The sequence below is a fragment of the Streptomyces sp. NPDC048197 genome (assembly GCF_043202395.1).
Taxonomy (GTDB): Bacteria; Actinomycetota; Actinomycetes; order Streptomycetales; family Streptomycetaceae; genus Streptomyces; species Streptomyces siderophoricus.
The window spans coordinates 1-21,794 of sequence record NZ_JBIDAJ010000008.1; the positions used below are offsets into that span (position 1 = coordinate 1).

General features: G+C 70.4%; 15 protein-coding genes. 9 read left to right on the top strand and 6 right to left on the bottom strand.

Translation table 11 applies throughout. The features are described from left to right. Positions 1-86: 86 nt before the first annotated feature. A complete protein-coding gene (locus ACGF4C_RS13285; protein ID WP_393565899.1) occupies positions 87-1,049 on the bottom strand; it encodes a tyrosine-type recombinase/integrase in 963 nt (320 codons plus the stop codon). A gap of 868 nt (positions 1,050-1,917) precedes the next feature. On the opposite strand from ACGF4C_RS13285, the gene ACGF4C_RS13290 reads away from it, so the two are divergent. The 4 genes from ACGF4C_RS13290 to ACGF4C_RS13305 all read left to right on the top strand — a co-directional run bounded on the left by ACGF4C_RS13290 (position 1,918) and on the right by ACGF4C_RS13305 (position 10,737). After that, entirely contained in the window at positions 1,918-2,106 is a 189-nt protein-coding gene (locus ACGF4C_RS13290) for a DUF5988 family protein (protein ID WP_234441936.1), read from the top strand. A gap of 76 nt (positions 2,107-2,182) precedes the next feature. After that, positions 2,183-3,514, top strand: coding sequence for a beta-ketoacyl synthase N-terminal-like domain-containing protein (locus ACGF4C_RS13295; RefSeq protein WP_393565902.1), 1,332 nt, complete (start codon positions 2,183-2,185; stop codon positions 3,512-3,514). 30 nt (positions 3,515-3,544) lie between these two features. Continuing rightward, positions 3,545-9,886 (top strand): SDR family NAD(P)-dependent oxidoreductase, encoded by a 6,342-nt coding sequence (locus tag ACGF4C_RS13300; RefSeq protein WP_393565904.1) that lies wholly within the window; start codon positions 3,545-3,547, stop codon positions 9,884-9,886. 323 nt (positions 9,887-10,209) lie between these two features. Further along, on the top strand, positions 10,210-10,737 hold the full coding sequence (locus ACGF4C_RS13305) for an ATP-binding protein (protein ID WP_393565906.1): 528 nt from the start codon (positions 10,210-10,212) through the stop codon (positions 10,735-10,737). A 145-nt stretch (positions 10,738-10,882) separates the two neighbouring features. Here ACGF4C_RS13305 and ACGF4C_RS13310 read toward each other — a convergent pair whose 3' ends face one another. The 4 genes from ACGF4C_RS13310 to ACGF4C_RS13325 all read right to left on the bottom strand — a co-directional run bounded on the left by ACGF4C_RS13310 (position 10,883) and on the right by ACGF4C_RS13325 (position 14,888). Then, positions 10,883-12,295, bottom strand: coding sequence for a hypothetical protein (locus ACGF4C_RS13310; protein WP_030410383.1), 1,413 nt, complete (start codon positions 12,293-12,295; stop codon positions 10,883-10,885). Between the two features lie 651 nt (positions 12,296-12,946). Beyond that, the gene (locus ACGF4C_RS13315) at positions 12,947-13,240 is read right to left on the bottom strand and encodes a GNAT family N-acetyltransferase (RefSeq protein ID WP_393565908.1); all 294 of its coding nucleotides are present in this window, start codon (positions 13,238-13,240) and stop codon (positions 12,947-12,949) included. Beyond that, positions 13,206-14,294, bottom strand: a complete 1,089-nt coding sequence (locus ACGF4C_RS13320; RefSeq protein WP_393565910.1) for an NAD(P)-dependent alcohol dehydrogenase — start codon at positions 14,292-14,294, stop codon at positions 13,206-13,208. Before ACGF4C_RS13320 ends, ACGF4C_RS13315 begins: the two co-directional genes overlap by 35 nt. Positions 14,295-14,411: 117 nt before the next feature. Then, entirely contained in the window at positions 14,412-14,888 is a 477-nt protein-coding gene (locus ACGF4C_RS13325; RefSeq protein WP_393565912.1) for a DUF4334 domain-containing protein, read from the bottom strand. A 261-nt stretch (positions 14,889-15,149) separates the two neighbouring features. Between ACGF4C_RS13325 and ACGF4C_RS13330 the strand changes: the two genes are divergently transcribed. From ACGF4C_RS13330 to ACGF4C_RS13340, 3 genes are all read left to right on the top strand, one after another. Beyond that, positions 15,150-15,710 carry a hypothetical protein gene (locus ACGF4C_RS13330; protein ID WP_393565913.1) on the top strand — a complete coding sequence of 187 codons (561 nt, stop codon included), beginning with the start codon at positions 15,150-15,152 and terminating at the stop codon, positions 15,708-15,710. 142 nt (positions 15,711-15,852) lie between these two features. Further along, entirely contained in the window at positions 15,853-16,998 is a 1,146-nt protein-coding gene (locus tag ACGF4C_RS13335) for a glutamate--cysteine ligase (RefSeq protein ID WP_393565915.1), read from the top strand. Positions 16,999-17,052: 54 nt separating this feature from the next. Continuing rightward, positions 17,053-17,199, top strand: a complete 147-nt coding sequence (locus tag ACGF4C_RS13340; protein ID WP_393565917.1) for a general stress protein — start codon at positions 17,053-17,055, stop codon at positions 17,197-17,199. Between the two features lie 141 nt (positions 17,200-17,340). Here the strand turns inward: ACGF4C_RS13340 and ACGF4C_RS13345 are convergent, their stop codons facing one another. Further along, entirely contained in the window at positions 17,341-18,774 is a 1,434-nt protein-coding gene (locus ACGF4C_RS13345; protein WP_393565918.1) for a carboxylesterase/lipase family protein, read from the bottom strand. 356 nt (positions 18,775-19,130) lie between these two features. Between ACGF4C_RS13345 and ACGF4C_RS13350 the strand changes: the two genes are divergently transcribed. Together ACGF4C_RS13350 and ACGF4C_RS13355 are read left to right on the top strand one after the other, a co-directional pair. Further along, positions 19,131-19,925 (top strand): restriction endonuclease, encoded by a 795-nt coding sequence (locus tag ACGF4C_RS13350; protein ID WP_393565920.1) that lies wholly within the window; start codon positions 19,131-19,133, stop codon positions 19,923-19,925. Positions 19,926-20,152: 227 nt separating this feature from the next. Continuing rightward, on the top strand, positions 20,153-21,754 hold the full coding sequence (locus ACGF4C_RS13355) for an FMN-binding glutamate synthase family protein (protein WP_393566306.1): 1,602 nt from the start codon (positions 20,153-20,155) through the stop codon (positions 21,752-21,754). Positions 21,755-21,794 lie beyond the last annotated feature (40 nt).

The following is a 21,794-nucleotide window of genomic DNA, read 5'->3' on the forward strand; positions in this document are numbered from 1 at the left end:
TCGCTACGACAAGACCACCGAGTCCTACCAGGCCGCCGTCACCCTCGCCTCGCTCCTGATGTGGGCGTGACATTTGAAGACATCTCCTAGCGCACGGAGCCGGCGTTCGGAGGGAGGTAGCGCCGGACCTCGTCCGGCGAAGGGCGCCCGGCGACGTCGTGCAACTCGGACATGGACATCCCGGCGTCCGCCATCCACGTCAGTCCGGTGGGCCGTAGGTCGTTGCGCAGCAGGAACTCGTGCCCCAGCTCCACGACGACGTCGTCCCAATGCGTTGCCTCCCTCAGCAGCGGGGTGGAAAAGCGGCCACCGGACGGTTCGGTGAACAGCCGGGTTTGCGGTGCTTGGCGTGCCGCCTGCAACCGCCGGGCCAGCAGCATCCGTGCCGCGGGACGCAGCGGCACCGCTCGTCGGCTCCGGTTGCGGCACGCGCATTCGGTCAGGCCGTCCGGTACGAAGACGGTGTGCCGGCTCACGTTCCAGGTCCAGGTCGCCGGGTCGATGTCCTCGGCGCGCAGGGCGGACACCTCGCTGAAGCGGGTGCCCGTCCAGGCCGTGAAGCGCACGATGTCGCCCCAGCCCTGGTAGCCGTCCGAGGACTGCTGGACGAGCCTGGCCGCCAGGAGGTCGAGCGCCGCCGGGTCGGGCAGCGCCAGCGACCGAGGTGTGGTGCGCTCGCGCTGGGCACGCTGGTATTCCCGCTGCCAGCCGGCGATGCGCGCCGGGTTGGCGTCGAGGATCCCGTCGTAAACGGCCTGTTCGAGGACCCGCACCAGCACCGCCAGGCTGTTCTTCACCGTCGACAGCCCGTATTCGTCGGCGATCCAGCAGTGCAGGGCCCGGTTGACGTCCCGTCGGGTCATCTTCCGTACCGGGACGTGTCCCAGGCTCGGGAGGACACGCAGCCGCCATCCGGCCTCGTACGGACACATGGTGAGGGGCTCCAGCCCGTGCATCGCGGCCGCCCACCGATATCCCCCGTACTCGGCGAGTGACATGGTGCGGCTGTCGGCCGCGCGGGAAGACCGCGGCGGGAAAACAATCGTCATTCTCCAATTACCCTTGTCTGATGGGGTGTTGTCGGGCCGTGCTGGGATGGCGGGAATTATTCGTACGTGGTGAAGGCGACGCCCGGCCGTGGGTACTTCAGAAAGATGTGCTATGCCGCGTCACAGGCCGGCGGTACCGCCTGGTTAACGTCCTGAGGCAACCGATTTCGTCGTGCCCGAGCTCCCTGCGCGCGAATCCGCAGCGGCGAGTTGGCGGTGGCGCACGTCATCTTTTCGCCGCAGTGCTGGAGGAGGCATGGCGGCGCTACATCGGTCATGAGTGAATTAAAAGCACCCATCAATGCCGGTGCGCAAGTTGGTCGGTGCGAGTTTGCAGTTTTACGCGCTGCTCCGAATGGGTGGCCTTATCGGTTGACTGTTGTAGCCCACCCTGAGCGCATGGATAACTATTCGCATCCAACCGGTGGGCCGCCCACCCTCTCCGGGGAGCGGCATCCGGCCTACTCGTTGACCCGGCCCAGTGCCTGGTTACGAGTCAGACCGTTGCCGTATGGGCGTCCCCGGCGGAGGGTCTTGGATCCGTCAGCCGGCGTCGGTTTTCCGGCGCCGGCTGATCGGCCCCCCACCGCCGAGCGAGGGGCGCCATGCGATCGAGCGTGGTGACCGTCCCCAAGTCCACCACGAGCGCAGCGGCCACCGCCTTCGCCGCTGTCGAACCCCCCTCACCGGCGCAGCCCCGCCGGTACGACAGGCCCGGCCTTCGTCGCCCCTCCGGGAGCCGCCGCCCGCGCGGTGACCTCCACGCAGGTTCCCCCACCGCATCTGCATCGCCATCGGCCGTAAATCCGGCTGCGAACCAGAAAAGCTGCGAAAAACCCCGGAGTGGACCATGCCACGGAAAAGCATCGTGATTCTCGTCGACGAGGCCGGGGGAACGGCCCTTCCCCAGAACTCGCGTGAAGAAGCCCGGGATCCGGTCCGGCTCGTGCGCGGCAGCGGCTACGAGCGTTTCGAATTCTACGGCGAATACGCGGAGCTGGACGGCGAACAAGTGCCCGTGTACCGCTGGCATTACCGCACGTCCATTGCCGAGTAGGCATCGCGCGCCCCGACGAAGAAACCAAGTCGCAGAGGACGGCACATGACGATCCTCGTGAGGACGGAGTCCTGCCATGAAACCAGCCGTGTACCCCGAAGACCACGACACCGGCCGCCGGGCCGTGGTGACCGGGGTCGGGTTCTGTCTGCCCGGCCCGACGAAGCCGGTCTTCACCGCCGAAGAGGCCTGGGACGTGGCCTCAAACGGCCGGTCGTGCCTGCAGTACGACGAGGTCTACTACGGTTCCGTCGGCCTGACCCAGGAAATGTTTGACGAACATTTCCCGGACCTTCCGCCGTTCTTCTCCCGGCACTACACCACGGCACACCAATACGGCCTTCTCTCGCTGGCGCACGCCTGCGAAGATGCCGGACTCAATTTCCGGGACGGAGAACTCAGCGATGCCGCGATTCTGGTCGGGCGCGGGGGAGTGGACGCCAACATCGACAGTTATCTGTCGGTGCTCCGCGCCGACCCCGCGACGACCAGCGCGCCGGAAGCCATGGAACTGTTCGTCGCGGCCCAGCAGGCGGTGACCCCTTCGGACGTGGCCCTGGTCCAGTCCGCGCTCGTCCGCTCCAACGGACCCACCTACACCGTCTCGTGCGGCTGCGCATCGTCCGCCGTACAGATCGGCAACGCCCGGCAGATGATCACCCGGGGTGAGGCCGACATCGCCGTCGTCACCGGCGTCGACGTCTTCAACATGCACCTCATCCAGAACATCCAGCGGCTGCTGCACGGCGCCCAGCAGACCTACGAGACGGTGCGGACACCCGGGATGCCGGACCTGGTCCCGTCCTTCCTCTCCCTCATGCGCCCCTACGACCGCCGGGCGAGCTGCATCAACCACGGCGAGGGCTCGGCCACCGTGATCATCGAGAGCTGGGACCACGCAGCACGACGCGGTGCGCACATCTACGGCCAGGTGCTCTCCACCGCCATGGCCCGCGACGGCCTGGCCAACCCGCTCGCCTGCGACGAGACCGGCGGTGAACTGGTCGCCGCCGTCCGCCGCTGCCTCGGCGACCGGTGGGACCTGGGCAACGTGCCGTACGTCCACGGCGGCAGTGACGGCAACATCGTCGTCACCGCCTTCGAGGCCGCCGCCATCAAGGAGTTGTACGGCGCCGACAACCCTCCCCTCATGACGTCGCAGGAGGGCTGCTTCGGCCACAACGGCGCCCCGGCGGGCTGCACGGGGGTCGCCCTGACGCTGATGATGATCGAGCGGGGGCAGGTCTGCCCCACCGCCAACTGCGAGGAACCCGCCGACGGCCTCACCTTCGACCCCGTCCCCGGCGTCCGGCCCCGCCCGCTCGACTTCGACTACGCGCTGAACTTCAACTACCAGGTCGGCGGGGTCAAGAACGCCATCCTCCTCGGCAGCACCCAGGTCGTGTGACCGCGGACCACGCCTACGTAGGGAGACCCGATGAGCAACCACACGCTTCCTCCGGCCGCCGCGCCGCAGACCCCGACCGACACCGAGCGCATCGCCGTGATCGGCATGGGATGCCGGCTCCCCGGCGACACCCCCTCGCCCGCAGCCCTGTGGCGGCTGCTGTCCGAAGGCCGGGACGCCGTCGGCGACTTTCCCCCCGAACGCCGACGCCTCGTCCAGGGTGACTCGCTCGGCCGCGGAGATCCCACGCCACCGGCCTTCCTGCCGGGCGGCTACCTGCGCGAGGTGGCGGGCTTTGACGCCGCCTTCTTCGGCGTCGCAGGCGGGGAGGCCGATGTCCTGGACCCCCAGCACCGCCTGCTGCTGGAAGTCACCTGGGAGGCGCTGGAACACGCCGGCGTCCCGCCGGAGCGGGTGCACGGCACCCCGACCGCCGTCTTCACCGGCATCAGCTACGGCGACTACATGGACCACCTGACCGGGACGCCCCGGGAACTCGAAGGGTCGATCCTGACCAACGGCCACTGCGTGGCGGCCGGCCGGGTCTCCTACCTCCTGGGCGTGCACGGAGCGAGCGTGGCCCTGGACACCGCCTGCTCCTCCTCGCTGGTGGCCGTGCACATGGCGCGCCAGGCACTGTGCGCCGGCGAGTGCGACCTGGCACTGGCCGGCGGCGTCACGCTGACCTTCCAGCCCCGCATCACCCGCTCCTTCGCACGGATGGGCATGCTCTCCGCCAGCGGGCGCTGCCGCACCTTCGACGCCGGGGCCGACGGCTTCGTCCGCGGCGAGGGCTGCGGTGTGGTGGTGCTCAAACGCCTCAGCGATGCCGTTCGGGACGGCGACCGCGTACTGGCCGTACTCCGCGGGTCCGCGACGAACCAGGACGGTTCGTCCGACGGACTGGCCGCACCGTCGGCCGCCGCCCAGCGGGCCCTCTACCGGGAAGCCCTCACGCGCGCCGGGATCGACCCCCAGGACGTCGGGATGGTCGAGACGCACGGCACGGGAACCCCTGTGGGCGACCCCATCGAGTTCGCCGGACTGGCCGACGTCTACGGGCACGGCCCCGGCCGCTGCGCCCTGACCTCGGTGAAGACCAACGTCGGACATCTGGAGCCGGCCGCCGGGGTCACCGGGCTGATCAAGGCGGTGCTGTGCCTGCAGCGCGGCGCCATCCCGGCGAACCTGCACTTCCGGCAGTGGAACCCGGCCATCTCGGCGGCCGACACCCGCTTCTTCGTGCCGACCGAGCTGACCGCCTGGCCGCTCCCGACGCCGGCCCGGCTGGCGGCGGTGTCCTCCTTCGGTTTCTCCGGGACCAACGCCCACGTACTGCTGGAACAGGCCCCGAACACCACGGCGGCCCGGCGCCAAGCAGAGCCGGCGTCCACCGCGCCCGACGTCTTCCTCGTACCGGCCGGCTCCCCGGACGTGTTGCCGGCCGCGGCTGGCAGACTCGCGGAGTGGGTGTCCGGTGAGGGCGCGAACGTACCCCTGCGGGACCTCGCGCACACCCTGGCCCTGCGGCGCTGCACCGGCCGCGGCCGGCTGGGGGTCGTGGCGTCGGGGCGGCGCGAACTCCTCGGGGCGCTCCGGGCGTTCGCCGACGGGCAGCGCCACCCCGCGGTGGTGACCGGGGCGGTGGGCGCGGCGGTGGAGCGGCAACCGGTCTGGGTGTTCTCCGGCCACGGCTCCCAGTGGCCCGGAATGGGACGCGGCCTGCTGAAGACCGAACCTGCCTTCCGCGAGGCGTTGAGCGAGGTCGGCGAACTCATCCGGGCACAGAGCAAGGTCTCCGTGGTCGACGCGATCCGGAAGGGCAAGCCCGTCAAGGGCTGTGGCGAGGTGCAGCCGGTGCTGTTCGCGCTCCAGATCGCGCTCGCCGCGACCTGGCGCTCGTACGGGGTCGAACCCGCCGCGGTCATCGGCCACTCCATGGGCGAGGTCGCGGCGGCGGTGGTGGCCGGGGCACTGACGCTCGCCGAAGGAGTCCGGGTGATCTGCCGCCGCTCCGGCCTGCTCAGTGACATCGCGGGCACCGGCAGCATGATGAGCGTGGGGCTGAGCGCCGATGCGGTCCGGGAGGAACTCGCGGACGGCGCCGCCGAGACCGTGTCCGTCGCCGTGCTGTCCTCGCCGGACACGACCGTGGTGGCCGGACGCACCACGGAGGTGAGCCGCCTGGCCGCCGCCTGGGAGGCCCGGGGGATCCCGGTCTTCCCGATCGCCGTGGACGTCGCCTCGCACTGCCCGCTGGTCGACCCGGTCCTTCCCGCACTGCGCTCGGCGCTGGCCGGGCTGACGCCGCGGCCGCCCGCGGTGCGGTTCTACTCGACCGTGGTGGAGGCCGGCGCCTCCCCGTCCTTCGACGCCGACTACTGGTGCGACAACCTGCGCCGCCCCGTGCGGTTCGCCGAGGCGGTGGCCGCCGCGGCGGCCGACCGGCACCAGGTCTACGTCGAGCTCTCGCCCCACCCCGTCGTCACCCACTCCGTCGAGCGGAGCCTTTCCGGGCTGGTCACCGCCCCGGCCGTGCTGCCCACGCTCCGCCGCGAGGAAGACGAACCGACCACGCTGCGCACCCAGCTCGCCGCACTGCACTGCTCCGGAGTCCCGGTGAACTGGCGGCGCCTGTACGACGGCGGCAACCTCGTCGACGCCCCCACCCTCACCTTCGACCGGCGCCACCACTGGGCCGAGGCGGCCCGCCGCACCGCGCCCACCGGCCCGGACGACTCCCTCCTGCCCGGCCGGCACTCCGAAGTGCCCGGCGAGCCCGTACGGCACTGCTGGCGCGCCGACGCCGGTACCGACGCACTGCCCTGGCTCGCCGATCACCGGGTCCACGGCGACCCGGTCATGCCCGGCGCCGCCCACTGCAGCATCGCGCTCGCGGCGGCCGCCGAGGCCTTCGGGACCGCCCCGCACGAAGTCGACATCACCGACGTGCACTTCGAGCAACTGCTGCGGCTCGCCCCGCACACCGACCTCAGCACCGTCGTGACCATGGCGTCGTCCGACCGGGCACACTGCGAGATCCTCGCGCGCGGCGACGACGGCGACTGGGAGCGGCAGGCCGACGCGGTGCTGCACCGGCTGACCGTACGACCGGACACCCGGCCCCGGCCCATCGAGGCCCTCACCGTGCGCCATCCGGTCCGGCTGGACCCGGGCGATCTGTACCGGAACCTGCGCCGGCGCGGCCTGGAGCACGGTCCGGCCTTCACCGGTATCACCGAACTGCGCACCGAACGCCATCACAGCAGCTATCTCGCCAAGGTCACCCTCCCGGCCCGGGCGAAGGACCCCGCACCAGGACTCGCGGTCCACCCCGTGCTGCTCGACGTCTGCGCCCAGCTCGCGGTGGCACCGCTGATGCACGAGGACGACAGCGCACCCGTGCTGCCCGTCGCCGTGCAGGCGGTACGCGTCCTGGGCGACGCCGCACGGGCCGAGTACTGCCATGCGCACATCAGCGAGAACGCGCCGGACAGCGTGGTCGCCGACGTCCGGCTGCTGGACGGCGACGGTGCGGTCGTGCTCGCCGTCAACGGCCTGCGCTTCGCACGGCGGGCCGCACGCAACGCACCGGCGGCCGAGGACTGGCTGCTGGAGATCGACTGGCACTCCTCCCCGCGGTCCACCACCGACACCGGCCAGGCACCGGGCAGTTGGTTCGTCATCGGGGAGGCGGACGGCTCGGCCCGGGTACTTGCCGCCGCACTGCGGACCCGCTGCGCCCGCACCAGCGTCTGGGACCGGCCGCTGGACGACACGCCCCTCGACACCCTCCGCAACTCCCTCAGCGAACGCCTGGCCGCCGGACTCCAGCCGCCGCGCGGCGTGGTGCTGGTGTGCGGCCGGCAGAGCGGTGCCGAACCGACCGAGGAATCGTTGCGGCGCACCCGAAGACTGCTCGCCGTCCTGCAGGCCGTCACCGCGAGCGCGTCGTCACCACGGGTGTACGTCATCACCCAGGGCGCCCGGGACGTGCTGCCGGACGACACCGTCGACATCGGGCAGAGCAGCCTCCGGGGGCTGGTCCGGGTCGGCGCCCTGGAGCACCCGGAACTGCGCCCGACGCTGGTGGACGCCGACTCCCGCAACGCCGACCCCGCTGACGTGGCCGAGGAGTTGCTGGCCGACGCCGCCGACGACGAGGTCGCGCTGCGCTCCGGCGACCGGTGGGTGGCCCGGCTGCGGCGTGCCCCGGCCGAGCAGGAACGGCCGCTGACCCCGTGCGCCGTGCAGTACGGCGTGGACGGGTTCCGGCTGCGTGCGTCCCGGCTCGGCGATCTGTCGAGCCTGGAGTACGCCGTGGTCCGGCGGCGCCCGCCGCAGCGCGGAGAGGTCGAGGTGCGGGTCACCGCGGCTGGCCTGAACTTCCGCGACGTGCTGACGGCGTTGGGCCTGCTACCCGGCGACGAGGACGTCCGCTACCGCATCGGGTTCGAGTGCTCCGGCGTCGTCAGTGCGGTGGGCGCCGGCGTGGACCATGTGCAGGTCGGCGACGAGGTGGTCGCCATCGACCTGCGGGGCGGGGCGTTCGGCTCGTTCCTGACCGTCCCGGCCGAGGGGGTGGCGCCGATCCCCGCCGGTCTCGGGCCGGTCACCGCGGCGGGCCTGCCGGTCGCCTTCGTGACGGCCTGGTACGCCCTGCGGCATGTCGCGCGCCTCGCGGCCGGGGAGCGGGTGCTGATCCACTCGGCCACCGGCGGCACCGGGCTGGCGGCGATCGCGGTGGCCCGCTCGCTGGGGGCCGATGTGCTGGCCACGGCCGGCAGTGAGGACAAACGCCGCTACCTGCGCGGCATGGGCATCCGGCACGTCATGGACTCCCGCTCCCTGGAGTTCGGGGAGAAGGTCCGCGAGGCGACCGGTGACGGTGTCGACGTCGTACTCAACTCGCTCTCCGGCGCGGCGATCCGCACCGGACTGGAGACGCTCCGTCCGTTCGGCCGGTTCGTGGAGCTCGGGGTGCGCGACATCCTGTCCGACGCCCCGCTGGGAATGCTGCCCCTGCGCCACAACGTCACCCTGCGCACCGTCGACCTGATCGAGTTGCGCCGCCACCGTCCCAACGCGTTCGCCCGGGTCTGGCAGGAGGTCCTCGACGAGTTCGAAGCCGGCCGGCTCACCCCGCTGCACTGCACCGAGTACCCGTTGTCCGAAGCCACCACGGCCTTCCGGACCATGGCCGCCGCCGACCACACCGGCAAGATCGTGCTGGCCGTCCCGCACGCCGGCCGGGCCCGCGCCGCACTGCCCGAGATGGGCCTGCCGGTCCGGAAGGGCGGCGCCTACATCGTCACCGGCGGACTGCGCGGACTGGGGCTGGCCACCGCACGGTGGCTCGCCACGAACGGCGCCGGCCATGTGGTCCTCAACGGGCGTTCCGCGCCCTCCCCGGACGCCGCACGGCAGATCGCCGACCTGGGCAAGGACACCACCAAGGTGTCGGTGGTCCTCGGTGACATCGCCGAACCGGGCACCGCGGAGCGGTTGGTGACGACCGCGGCGACCGGGGGCTTCCCGCTCCACGGCGTGGTGCACTGCGCCATGGTCCTGGACGACGCGGCCCTCCCCAACGTCACCGACGAACAGCTGGAACGTATCTGGCTGCCGAAGGCCGCGGGTGCCTGGCGGCTGCACCACGCCACGGAGGGGTGCCCGCTGGACTGGTTCGCGGCGTTCTCCTCGATGGCCTCCCTGCTCGGCAACGCCGGTCAGGGTGCCTACGCCGCGGCGAACTCCTGGCTCGACGGCTTCGCGGCCTGGCGCTCCGCCCGGGGCCTGCCCACGCTGGCGGTGAACTGGGGTCCCTGGGGCGAGACGGGCGTCGCCACCGACTTCGGCCGGCGCGGCTACCACACCATCCCCACCGATCAGGGCATGGCCGCGCTGCAGGCCCTGCTGTCCCGGCGGCGCGTGCAGACCGGTGTGCTCCCCGGGCCGTCGGACACCTGGCTCCCTCCCACGGGCCGGCACCTCCCCTTCTTCAGCGCGGTCTCGACCGAGCGGCCCGCCAAGGGGACCGAGGCCAACGGGACCGAAGCCCCCGACGACACCGGGGAGTTGCGCGCCTGGCTCGGCGCGCTGCCCACCGGCCTGGCGCGCAGAGCAGCACTGGAGGAGCGTCTGGCGGACCACGTCCGGGCGGTGCTGCGCCTGGGCGACGGCACCGTCGACCCGCAGATCCCGCTGAAATCCCTGGGATTCGACTCCCTCCTGGCCATGGAGATGCGGGTGCGCATCGAGCGGACCTTCGCCGTCTCGGTGTCACGGAACTTCGTGTGGCAGCACCCCACATTGGCCGATCTCGCGGTGGGCGTTGCAGAACTTCTGGGGCTGGAACTGACCGCCACATAACGCGGCACGGAACGCTCTCTCCCGTTCGGCGGACACCTCGACGGTATCCGCCGAACGCGGTGCTGTGCGGCGGCGATTATTCAGTTACGGCACCAATTACTCTCTATTCCCGCCACTCCCGCACAACGTTTTCTTGCGGTGATAGTATTTCGCTTCCCCATGTCTCCGCACCCCTTTTTGCGCTGCATGATGCGCCTTCCGTAACGCCCTCCGTACTGTTTCAATGAATGTGGAAAAGCAGCTGAGGAATCCCGGGCGTTATTCCGCCTGAGGGTTCCCCAATGAGTACGGGGGTCCGAGAGGAACCTGAGAAAGGGGTAGTCATGTTACCCATCGTGCAAGAGGCCGGCATTGAACTGACGGCCCAGCAGATCGAGAACTGGCCCGAAGCGAAGGCCACGGTCATGTCACCCGACCACTGGCGTTCCGGCAAGCAGACCGCATTCAGCCTGCCACCACTGGAGCGCTCGGTGCCGGTCTGCCGCGCCTTGGCCCGTGCCTGGCTCGACGGGCAGCAGATCCAGGCCGACGACACCCGCTACCTCATCCTGCTCACCCTGTCCGAACTCGTCACCAACGCCATCCAGCACTCCGGCGCCCTCCGCATCACCTGCCGACTACGCAGATCCGCGCAGCAGGTACACATCGAGGTCCACGACGGCGGCGGGACCCCGTGGGTGACGCGCAGGCGCTACCCGGACCACGGCCAGGAAAACGGCCGCGGCCTGGAACTCATCGCCAAGTCCTGCCTGCAGTGGGGCCGCCGGACGGAGACCGACGACGGCTGCACGGTCTGGGCCACGGTGCCGCTCTCCACCTGCGCACCCGTCGGCTGCCTCCCGCAGCCGTGACCGCACATGACCGGCGTCTCCCACTGCCCGCGCCCCGTGCTCCGCGCACCGGCCGCGACGGTCGACGGCCAGACAGGTTCGACTCCCTCTCTCCCCTCCGGAGCGGGACGATCTGCCTGGCTGCCGGCGCCACTTCCCGGGCCCGTCAATCACTGGAGGCACGCTGTGTGGGCAGATGTGCCTCGCACTCCTGCACCAGGACGGCGAAGTCACTGGCAGGTTTGGTATCTCGGTAGGGACGGAGTCCCGCCAGAAACTGCTCCAGATACTTCCTGCCCAGCGCCGACCGCAGCTGCCGCAGCAGACCCACGGCCTCTTCGGCCACCCGGCACGCCTCCTCCACCTCACCGGCCTGCACCTGCGCCGACGCCAGCAGCAGCAGATCGATCGCCCGGCGACGCACCCGCGTCCGCGGATGCCGCGCGAGCGCCTCGGCGGCCCGGCGAGCAGCCTGCCGGGGCTGCTGCAGATCACGGTGGCAGTGCGCCAACTCATCGGCCAGATAGGCCCGGTCGAAGTGCGCCAGCCATTCAGGCGCGTCGACCGGATCCGCATGTGCCATCGCCTCCAGGGCCTTGTCCCTGAGCATCCCGCAGGTCCGCGAATCGCCGAGCAGCGCGTATCCGCGGGCCTCGGCCACGTAGAACAGCGCCTGCGCGGCCGGTGGCGCCTGCCCCCGCGTCCCTTCCTGGGCGGCCCGCGCGAGCTGCACCGCTTCCCGGGCACAGCCCGCGTCCACGGCGAGCCGGCTCAGCCCGGCCGCCAGCACATAACCGCCGTAGCACCGCTCGTCCGCCGCCTGCGCGAGCCGCAGCGCCTGGATGTAGTACCGCTGCGCCAGACCGGGCCGGCCGGTGTCCATCGCGGTGTACCCGGCGAGCTCGGTCAACCGGGCGGCAGCGGCGAACAACTGGCGCCCGGTGGTCTCGCTGTAGCTTCCGGCGAACAGCCCCGACAGCACGCTGTTCAGACACGACACCACCACCGGCCGCACATAGCCGCCCCCCACCCTGTGGTCGAGCTCCTCCAGCGCCCGGGTCGTCACCCGCACCATCTCGACCTCCTCCAGCCCCGCTCGCGGCCCCAGCCGGCGGCTCTGCGCCACTTCCGGGTCGACGGCACTGATCAGCCAGTCCCGGGTGGGTTCGACCAACGCAGCGGTGCCCATGGTCGTACCGGACAATGCCTCACTCGACTCCGCGTCCATCTGCCACAGCTCGCGGACCTGTCCCAGCGCATCCTTCACATCGGCGGCGAAGTGCAACCCGACCCCGCAGGTCACGCTGTTGCCGTTGGCCATTCCGATCTGGTCGGTCGAGACCGTCCGCCCGAGCCTGCTGCTCAGCGCCTCGGCGATGATGGCAGGGACCCGGCCGCGCGGCTGCTGGCCCCGCAGCCACCGGCTCACAGACGTCTTGTCGTACCGGAGATCGAGCCCCTGCTCGCGCCCCAGCACGTTCACCTGCCGGGCGAGAGCGGAGTTGGACACCGCCGCCTCCTGGATGAGCGACCGCAGCCGCTGATTGTTCTGACGCGCGAACACAGGTCGGGCGGCCATGACGTGCCTCCAAGCACATGCTGACAACTTTTTACGTTGGCATATCCAGTGTTATGGGACTGCAAAGGTCATTACCCAACAACCGGGAATGATCCGTCATGACTCCAGTCAAGTCACCACCACAGCATCGCGCACAGTAGTGCGGGCGCATGACAGAGCGCCGGGAGCCGCCGGGTAACGTTCCTCCGCTCCCTCGCACCCGACGGACGCCCCGCGCCGGCCCCGCACCACCACGCAACCACCAGCGCCCACCTCCACGACCCCTCGCCCCAACTACCGCCCCGCGCCCCGCGCTGCGCCATCCGCGATGCGCACCGAGCCGACCCCGGCGCGCGGCCCAACAGCGGCGAGCCCCCCGCCCAACCGGCCAAAACGCGCGCCACATCCCCCACGCCCCACACAGCCGTACGGTTCCTCGCCCCAGCAGCGCCCAAGAAACCCACCTCGTCCAGGCCTACGCCCCCCGAACAGACACACCAGCGCGCGCCGCACGCTGTCTGCTTCCCGCTGTCCATGGCCGCTTTCGGATGCGGTGCCCTAAAGGCCCTCACGCCCTGATCGGTAAGAACCGAGCGCCGCCACAAGGAATGGCAGGGCGCAGAGCAAGCACTCGGCGCTCGGCTTCCTGGAGTCCAGCTGCCCCAATGACAACTACGACCTCATGTCGGCGTGCTCGTCCATGTAGCGGCGGAAGCCATGCGCGCGGGCATTGAATCCGCACGCTTCGTAGAAGCGGTGGACGTACGCCTCGTCCGCTGCCAGAAGCTGCACCTTGTAGCAGCCTGCCGCTTCACCCAGCTGTATGGCCGCTTCCATCAGCTGGCGGCCGATACCGAGACGTTGGAACGAGCTGGCTACCACGACGTTCTCCACGAAACGGCCCCACGGCACAGCGGTCGGACCTATCTGGTCAACCGAACGTGAGGACCGGCTTGATGACCTCACCGGAAGCCGCGGCGCGTGCGGCCGCCTCAATCTCGCTGAAGGGGTACCGGGTGATCAGCTTCTCTACGGGGAGCCGTCCTTGCGCGTGGAGGGCGATGAGGTGGGGGATGAACTTCTGGGGAACCGCGTCCCCTTCGATGACGCCCCGCAGCTGGATACCCTTGGTCATCACGGTCATGATGTCGAACTCGGCCGTCTTGCCGATACCCACCATCGCCAGCGTCCCCCGCGGGCGCAAGGACCCGATGGCCTGGGAGATCACGGCGGATCGGCCGGTGGTGTCGAGTGCGTGGTGCGTCCCACCCCGCGTGATCTCACGAACGGCTGTCGCCACGTCGCCCACGTCAGCCGGGTCGAGTGCGGCGATGGCGCCGAGGTCTTGTGCCACCGCGCGCCGGGAAGCGACCGGATCAACGGCGACCACGGAGGCGCCTTGCGCAACCGCCGCCATGACCGCGCTCAGACCAACACTTCCGGCACCGAAGACCACCAGCGACGAACCTGCGGTCGACTGCAGGACGTTGAGGACCGTACCGGCACCGGTCTGCACTCCACACCCGAGCGGGGCGGCGAGAACCGGATCGAGCTCGGCGGGAACCTTGACGCAGTTGCTCTCGTAGGCAAGTGCGTGAGTGGCAAAGCTGCTCTGGCCGAAGAAGCTGCCGAAGACCGGGGAACCATTCCGGGACAGGGGTGTGCTGTTGTCGGTCCTGGTTCCGCTGGCGTTGAGGGCGTGGATGCCTGTCTGGCAGTACGCGGACCGACCGGAGGAGCAATTGCCGCAAGTGCCACAGCTGCGGTAGCTCAGACACACGCTGTCTCCGGGAGCGAGGGTCGTCACGGCCGAGCCGACGGCTTCGACGAGGCCGGCGCCTTCGTGCCCGAACACCATGGGAAGGAGTGGCCAGACCTGCCGGGTGCTGAGATCGGTGTGGCAGATCCCCGCCGCCGTGATCCGGACCAGGATCTCGTCGCGCCGCGGCTCGTCGATGTCGACATCGCGCAGGGCGAAGGGACCGCCGACGGACTCGACCAGGGCTGCCTGGATGCGCATGGGTTGGTTCCCCCTGAACTATCGGTCGTCGCCCGCACGGGGCGACGGAAGTGAGTGACTGGTCGGCGCGCCGGGCGCGGAAGTCAGTCGCAGGTTCGTGGTGGTACGGGTGGGGAGTCAGCTGGGCTCCCGCTCCAGGACGAAGTAGAAGTGGTGGCCCTGGGAGTCCATGACACCGCGTCCGTTCATCACGCCCATCAGGGTGTCGTCATCGACCCGCTTGAAATGGTCGAGGATCGGTCGGCCGTCGTAGACCATGGTGGCCGTCGACTCACCACGAAACTCGACCATCCACAGGCTGGCCTCGCCGTTGCCCAGCTCGGTGTGGGAGAACAACTCCCCGTTGTCGTCCCGGCAGATCAGCGGTTGGACCTCGGAAGCGGAGTGGAAGCGCTTGCCGTGCCACTTGGCCTGCTCCAGCATGTCCTCCACGTGATGCCCGGTGAGAAAAGCGGACCCCTGCCACGAGCCGAGGATCTCCTCCGGCCGCACGGTCTCCAGTACCGCCCACAGCTGGTCCAACTCGTCCGCGGTCACGCGTTCGCCGGCCGCTCGGATGTCGGCAATGCGTGCGCGGGCCTGCTCGATGTCCATTCGGACTCCTCTCTGAGACACGGCGTTGGGTATGTCGCTGGATGTGCCGTTGGATATGCCGTCGGATGCGCCCTGAGATACGCCATGACAGTAACGCCATCCGTTGCGCGACGGGCGCGGCGGCTTCGTCAAGTGGGTATGACGGCACGTATCACGCCAACTTGCTTTGTGGTACGGGAAGTTGTGTCCATCCGTTGACGGTTGGATCGGTGCCGCTCAACGATGTGGGATCGCCTTCCCCACCCTGCCCCAGGAGGCAGCATGCAACGCTCCCGAGCGGTAGCCGTCGGCGCTCTCATCCTGCTCACCTGCGCCGCCGCGGGCGCCCACGCCGCGGAGCCACGGTCCAAGGCACCCAGTGCCGTGTCATGGTGCGAGAAGCAGGGTGGCACCGCGCAGAAGGAGGTCCCCTACTACACCAAGACCGGCACGCAGATGGTCCAGCTGGGCGGTGAGCGGGTGATGTGTACGTTCACCGCCAAGGACGGCTCCCGGATCATGATCGCGGCCGACTCACTGGCCGCCGACAAGCCCACCCTGGCCGCCCTCGCCTACGTGCATGTGCCGAAGGACCCCGGGGGCAAGCCGGGCAATCCGTCCATCGCCTACTGCCAGACCCTCAACGGCACGGCCATGTATGGTCCGAGGCCGACCGACGGCGGAGGCTGGGCGGTACCCGGCGAAACGCATCCGGACAAGGCCGTCGCCGCATGCATGTTCGGCGACGGATCGCTGATCGACGCCTGGGGACTCAAGTACAAGGAAGGTGGCGTCATACGGGGTGCCGACCTCACCAAGAAATTCCGCGCCGCCATCCCGTGAGCCCGTGAGCCCGTGAGCCCGTGACCGGACGGACCGGTCAAGAGGAGACGGACAGGTCCGGAGGAGCGAGCATGCCCCGCTCGGCTGACAGGCATCGCGCGTGCCGGACGACAGGACGGACAGTCCGCGGGATGCTGGAGAAGTGACCGATGAGTCCCGTTCCATGCCCCCTGCCGCACACACCGGTGACCTGCCCACGATCGGCGTAGAGGAGGAGTATTTCCTCGTTGATCCTCACACGCGTGCTGCCGTTCCCGCCGGCCCCGGGGTCGCTGCTCGTGCCTCTCGCGTGGTCGGCGATCTGGTCGCCAATGAGTTTGCGGAATGCCAGGTGGAGGGGCGTACCCCGCCGTGCCGGACCGCGGGCGAGCTGCGCGGGGAACTTGAGCGGGTGCGCAGGGCGCTGGTCACCGCGGCGCGTGCCAAAGGTTCGTGCCTGTGCGCCTCGGGCACCCCGGTGCTCAGACAGGGTGGCCCGCCGCGACTGGGTGACCACCCGCGTTACCGGGCCGGGCGGGAGCAGTACGGCAGCATGCTGGACGACTTCCTCATCGGCGCGCTCCATGTCCACGTCCACCTTCCTGACCGGGAATTGGCCGTGGTGACCGATAATCATGTGCGGCCCTGGTTGCCTGCCTTCATCGCGCTGAGCGCCAACTCCCCGTTTTTTGAGGGGCGTGATACCGGTTACGCCAGCTGGCGCTCGGTCATCAGAGGCCGCTTCCCGTGCCTGGGACCGCCGCCGTATGCGGCCTCGTTGGAGGAGCATGAGCGGCTCGCCGTGTTGATCGCCGATACGGAGGCCATGCTGGAACCCGGCATGCCGTTCTGGGACCTGCGCCCCAATCCCCGGCTGCCTACGTTGGAGATCCGGTCCATGGACGTGCTGCAGGACATCGACGACACCATCGCGGTCGCCGTGCTGTTCCGTGCGCTGGTCGTCACCGCAGCGGAAAAGGTACGGCGCGGTGACCCCGGCCCTCGTTGGGACGGTGAGGTGCTGCGAGCCGCTTGTTGGCGTGCTGCTCGGGATGGTTGGAACGGCGGTGGTTTCGACGCCCTGACCGGGCAGGTTCGTCCGGTGCCGGAAGTTGCTGAACGGCTGGTGCGGCACGTGCGCCCGGTGCTGGAGCAGTACGGGGATCTGGCGGAGGTCACAGCGCTTTTCCAACGGCTGGCGGCCCGTGGCGACGGTGCGAGTCGGCAGCGGGCCTGGGGCAGGAGTGGGGCCGGGCCTGCAGGAGTGGTGGACCGGCTCGTGCTGGCCACGGCAGGCGCCCCGGCGTGAGCGACGGTCCCAGCGGGGCGCGGGTGGCCGCACGTATGCCGTGAGCTGACCGCGGTGGGACCACTGACCCCGCTCCACAAAGATCTGCATCGTGCCGCATGGGCCTCATCGGCCAACAACTCGGGCAACTTCGCCAACGACCGCGAGCGTGCTGCCGAAGCCGGTCAGAAGGGCGGCCACGAAAGCGGTGGGCAGCGATAGCTGCGCCGAACTGGGAGGGGCCGGGCAAGGTTCAGCTTGCCCGGCCCTGGCCCCTTCGGTGCGGAGAATGCCACAGCGTTATGGATGACACGCTGTGCCGCTGAGCGCTGCGTCGGCGTCGTACGCCCCGCCCAGCAGCGCTTATGCGGTGGTGCCGGGTTCCCAGACTTGTCGGGACGCTTCCAGGGGGAAGGCGGTGTCGGTGGGCGGGAGGTTCCAGAGTCTGGTGGTCTGCCGGTCCAGGGTGAAGCGTGGCCATCCCGGGTCGCCGGTGCAGGCGAAGGAGGTCCAGGCAGCGCGCAGCTGACGGGAGAGGTCGGTGAAGCCGGGCGGCGGTGGCGAGCCCAGGAACCGGGTGGCGTACCGGCTGTTGGGGTTGCCGAAGGTGAAGGGGAGGTCGACGCCGTGGGCGGCCCCGAGGGCGGGGCTTTGCCAGGTGAAGTCGTACAGCCAGGTGCGGCCACCGGCACGTGCCTGGGCCCGGGCGGCCCGGGTGGTCGGCATCCGGACGAGCGCGTCGGACAACATGACCGTGAACAGGTCGGTGTCGGTGAGCCCGGGGTGGCTGCGGCGGTAGGCGTCCGCCGCCTGTGGGCCGAGACCGATCGCCTCGGCGACCAGTCCCAGGTCGAGTCCCCCTGTGGGGGCCGGGACCGGGCCCTGGCCTCGGTATTCGTCGTGGGTGAAGCCGCAGATCAGGTCGACCTCGTGGCCCGCGCCCGCTTCCAGGGCGGTCCAGGGCTGCCCGGTCACCAGATCCCCGTCGATGACCGGACCGAAGGCGGTGAAGCCGTCTTCGCGGCCGCGTAGCGGCGCGTCCTGGACGGCCAGGAGTGCTTCGGGCGGCAGGCCCGCCAACGCGTCCCATGTCCCCGGGACGCCCACGGCCTGCGCGAGGGTGGCGGTGACCTTCTCGGCCTCCGCTCGGGTGCGGGCCCCTGCCGGGATGCTCTGCGCAATCGCACGTCGGAACAGGCCCCGCGCTGCCGGTGCGGCCATGAGGAGCACGGCGGAGGCGGCTCCGGCGGACTGGCCGAAGACCGTCACATTGCCGGCGTCGCCACCGAAGGCAGCGATGTTGTCCCGGACCCATTCCAGGGCGGCGACCTGGTCACGCAGTCCACGGTTGTCCGGGACACCGGGCAGGTGGGCGAAGCCCTCGAAACCAACTCGGTAGTTGAAGGTCACCACGACCACTCCCGAGTCGGCGAGCGCGGTGGCGTCGTAGTGAGGCATGCTCGCCGATCCGTGTTTCCACAGACCTCCGTAGATCCACACCATGACGGGCAGGCCGGCCGCGCCCGGGTCAGGGGTCCACACGTTCACCGTCAGGCAGTCCAGCCCGTCGCCGGGCTGCCACATCGCCGGAGCCCCCGGCGCCGGGGCCAGCTGCGGGGGCGCGGCACCGAATGCGAGGGCGTCCCGGGTGGCGCTCCACCCCGGGGGCGGGGCGGGGGGCCGGAACCTCAGTGGGCCTTCGGGCGGTGCGGCGAAGGGGATGCCCCGGAAACGCGCGACCCGGTCCTGGATGGTCCCGCGGACCTTGCCCGCGGAAGTCACCACCACTGGATTCATGTGACCCTCCCAAGCCAAGCGGTCTCCTGGCCCGGACAGGCCGGCGAGCGGCAGCGGTGTCGGGCATGGCCGCCCCGACGAACCCCGATGATCCCCGCCGAGCAGCGCAGGCGCGATTCTACGGCGGGGCGGTGGCCGGTCCGCGGTTGGAGCGTTCCAAGTGCTTGTGCCCCGATTTGCCTGACACTGCGCCTCGCCCGGGGCCCGGGGCGCTCGGGGTGACCGAGGTGACCGGGCGCTCGCGGTGCTCCGCGGAGAGCAACCTCCCCCGGCCTCCCCGTTGTTGTGAGGAGCCCCGAGTTGGGGGCACAAGATCCAAAGGATCTTCGTCGACCATTGGGAGAGGCAAACAGACCATGGTGACCCCCATACGCCGGCCGAGGCCCCCGCGCCGCCGGCCCGCCTTCAGTCTGCGGCAGCTGTCCCTCTCGTTCGGGCTCCTCGCGATCGCCGTCACCGGAGTGGGCCTGACCTTGCAGAAGGCCATGGCCTCCGCGAGTGCGCACCCCGGCCCCGCGATGGGCGTCGGGCTGGTCGTTGTCGTGGCGCTGGCGCTGCTGCTGCGTCGTGGACGGCGCCGGCGGGCCACCGCGCGGAGGGTGCCTGTCGGGCGGACGTGCGCGACCTGTGGGGGAGTGGCCGGGGAACGTGTGCTCGTACCCCTGGGGGAGCCCGTCGGTCCGAGCGCGGTGGAGGAGCTCGACGCGCCCACGACGGAGGATGCCGGCCCCCGCCCGGTGGTGGACGTCGACCCCCGCCCGCCGGAGATCGACGACTACGCCGAAATGGACGCCGACGCGTTCGAGGAGGCGGTGGCAGGCCTGTGCGAGCGCGACGGCTGCGAGGACGTCCGGGTGGTCGGCGGCGCCAACGACCTCGGCGCGGACGTGGTGGCCGTGGCACCCGACGGCCGCAGCGTCGTCATCCAGTGCAAGCGCTACGGCGCGGACAACAAGGTGGGCTCCCAGGAACTGCAGCGCTTCGGCGGCACCTGCTTCACCGTCCACGGAGCCGATGTCGCCGCCGTCGTCACCACCAGCGCCTTCACCGATCCGGCGCGGGAATACGCCGAACAGTGCGCCATCCTCTGCTTCGACCATGACGACCTCGTCGGCTGGGCGTCCGGTACCGGCCCGGCGCCGTGGGAGTGAGCGCGCTGGTTCCCAGAGCAACCCCACGACCTGCACGACTCCGACTGAAGCGGGAGCGGGCGGGTAAACGGCCAGCATTGATCGAACGGCCCGTCCAGCCCGCCCGTTCCTGGGTATCCGTCGCGATGCGAGGCCGTCGCCCTACTTCTCGGGAGCTGATGGTGACCACCAATGCTGGCGTCAGCGGTTCGCGGGCCGGCTCCGGCGGACGGCCGGGCGGCGCGCGCATGCGTCCCCTTGCCCACCTGTTCCGGTGGCTTTCGGTGGCGGCGCTGCTCGTGGCCGCCGCCGGCCTCGTCGCGGCGGCGGTGCTGGCGTCGCCCTGGTGGTGGCCGCCCGCACTGGTCTTCCTCGCCCTCGGCGCGGTCGGTGCCGCTGACCTGGCGCAGCGTCGGCACTCGGTGCTGCGCAACTACCCGGTCATCGGACATCTGCGGTTCGCGCTGGAAGCGATCAGGCCGGAGCTGCAGCAGTACTTCGTCGAGCGCAACTTCGACGGCCGGCCCTTCGACCGTGATGTGCGCAGCCTCATCTACGAGCGGGCCAAGGGCACCGAGGCGGAGGAGCCGTTCGGCACCGAACGCGACGTCTATGCCGCCGGCTACGAGTTCATGGTGCCGTCCATGGCCCCCAAGCCGGTTCCCGACCGGCACCCCACGGTCCGGCTCGGCGGCCCGGACTGCACCCGGCCGTACGACATGGCGCTGCTGAACGTCTCGGCGATGAGCTTCGGTTCGCTGTCCGCCAACGCGATCCTCGCCCTGAACCGCGGTGCCGCCCTCGGCGGGTTCGCCCACGACACCGGGGAGGGCGGTCTGTCCGAGTACCACCTGCGGCACGGTGGTGATCTCGTCTGGGAAATCGGGACCGGGTACTTCGGCTGCCGGACCGCGCAGGGCGCCTTCTCACCGTCCGAGTTCGCCGACAAGGCGGCGCACGACAGCATCAAGTGCGTCTCGCTGAAGCTGTCCCAGGGCGCGAAGCCGGGCATCGGCGGCGTCCTGCCCGGCGACAAGGTGAGCGCGGAGATCGCCCGGGTCCGGGAGGTGCCGGAAGGGCGGACGGTGATCTCCCCGCCCTACCACCGGGCCTTTTCCACCCCGCGCGAACTGGTCCGCTTCCTCGCCCGGATGCGCGCACTGGCCGGCGGCAAACCCACCGGCTTCAAGCTCTGCGTCGGCTCCCGACGGCAGTTCCTCGCGGTCTGCAAGGCCATGATCCAGGAAGGCGTCACCCCGGACTTCATCATCGTCGACGGTGCCGAGGGCGGCACCGGGGCCGCTCCCCTGGAGTTCGCCGACCACCTGGGCGCTCCGCTGACCGAGGGCCTGATCACCGTGCACAACGCCCTGGTCGGCTGCGGACTGCGGGACCGGATCAAGATCGGCGCGAGCGGCAAGGTGGCCACCGGCGCGGACATGGTCAAGCGCATGATCCAGGGCGCCGACTTCACCAACGCGGCGCGCGCCATGATGATGGCCGTCGGCTGCATACAGGCCCAGCGATGCCACACCAACACCTGTCCGGTCGGGGTGGCCACCCAGGACCCGCACCGGGCCCGCGCGCTGGACGTGACCGACAAGTCCGCGCGCGTACACCGGTTCCAGAAGGCGACGGTGGACAGCGCCCTGCAGATCATGGGCTCGATGGGGGTCCAGCACCCCGACGAACTCCGCCCCCACATGCTGCGTCGCCGCCTCGACCCGCTCACCGTCCGCTCGTACGAAGAGCTGTACGAATGGCTCTCCCCGGGCGAGCTGCTGGCCGTTCCCCCACAGGACTGGGCCGCGGACTGGGCGGCGGCCGACCCCGACTGCTTCGCCGTCTGACCTCACAAAAGATGGACATGCTCGGTGTCCGACGGGGCAG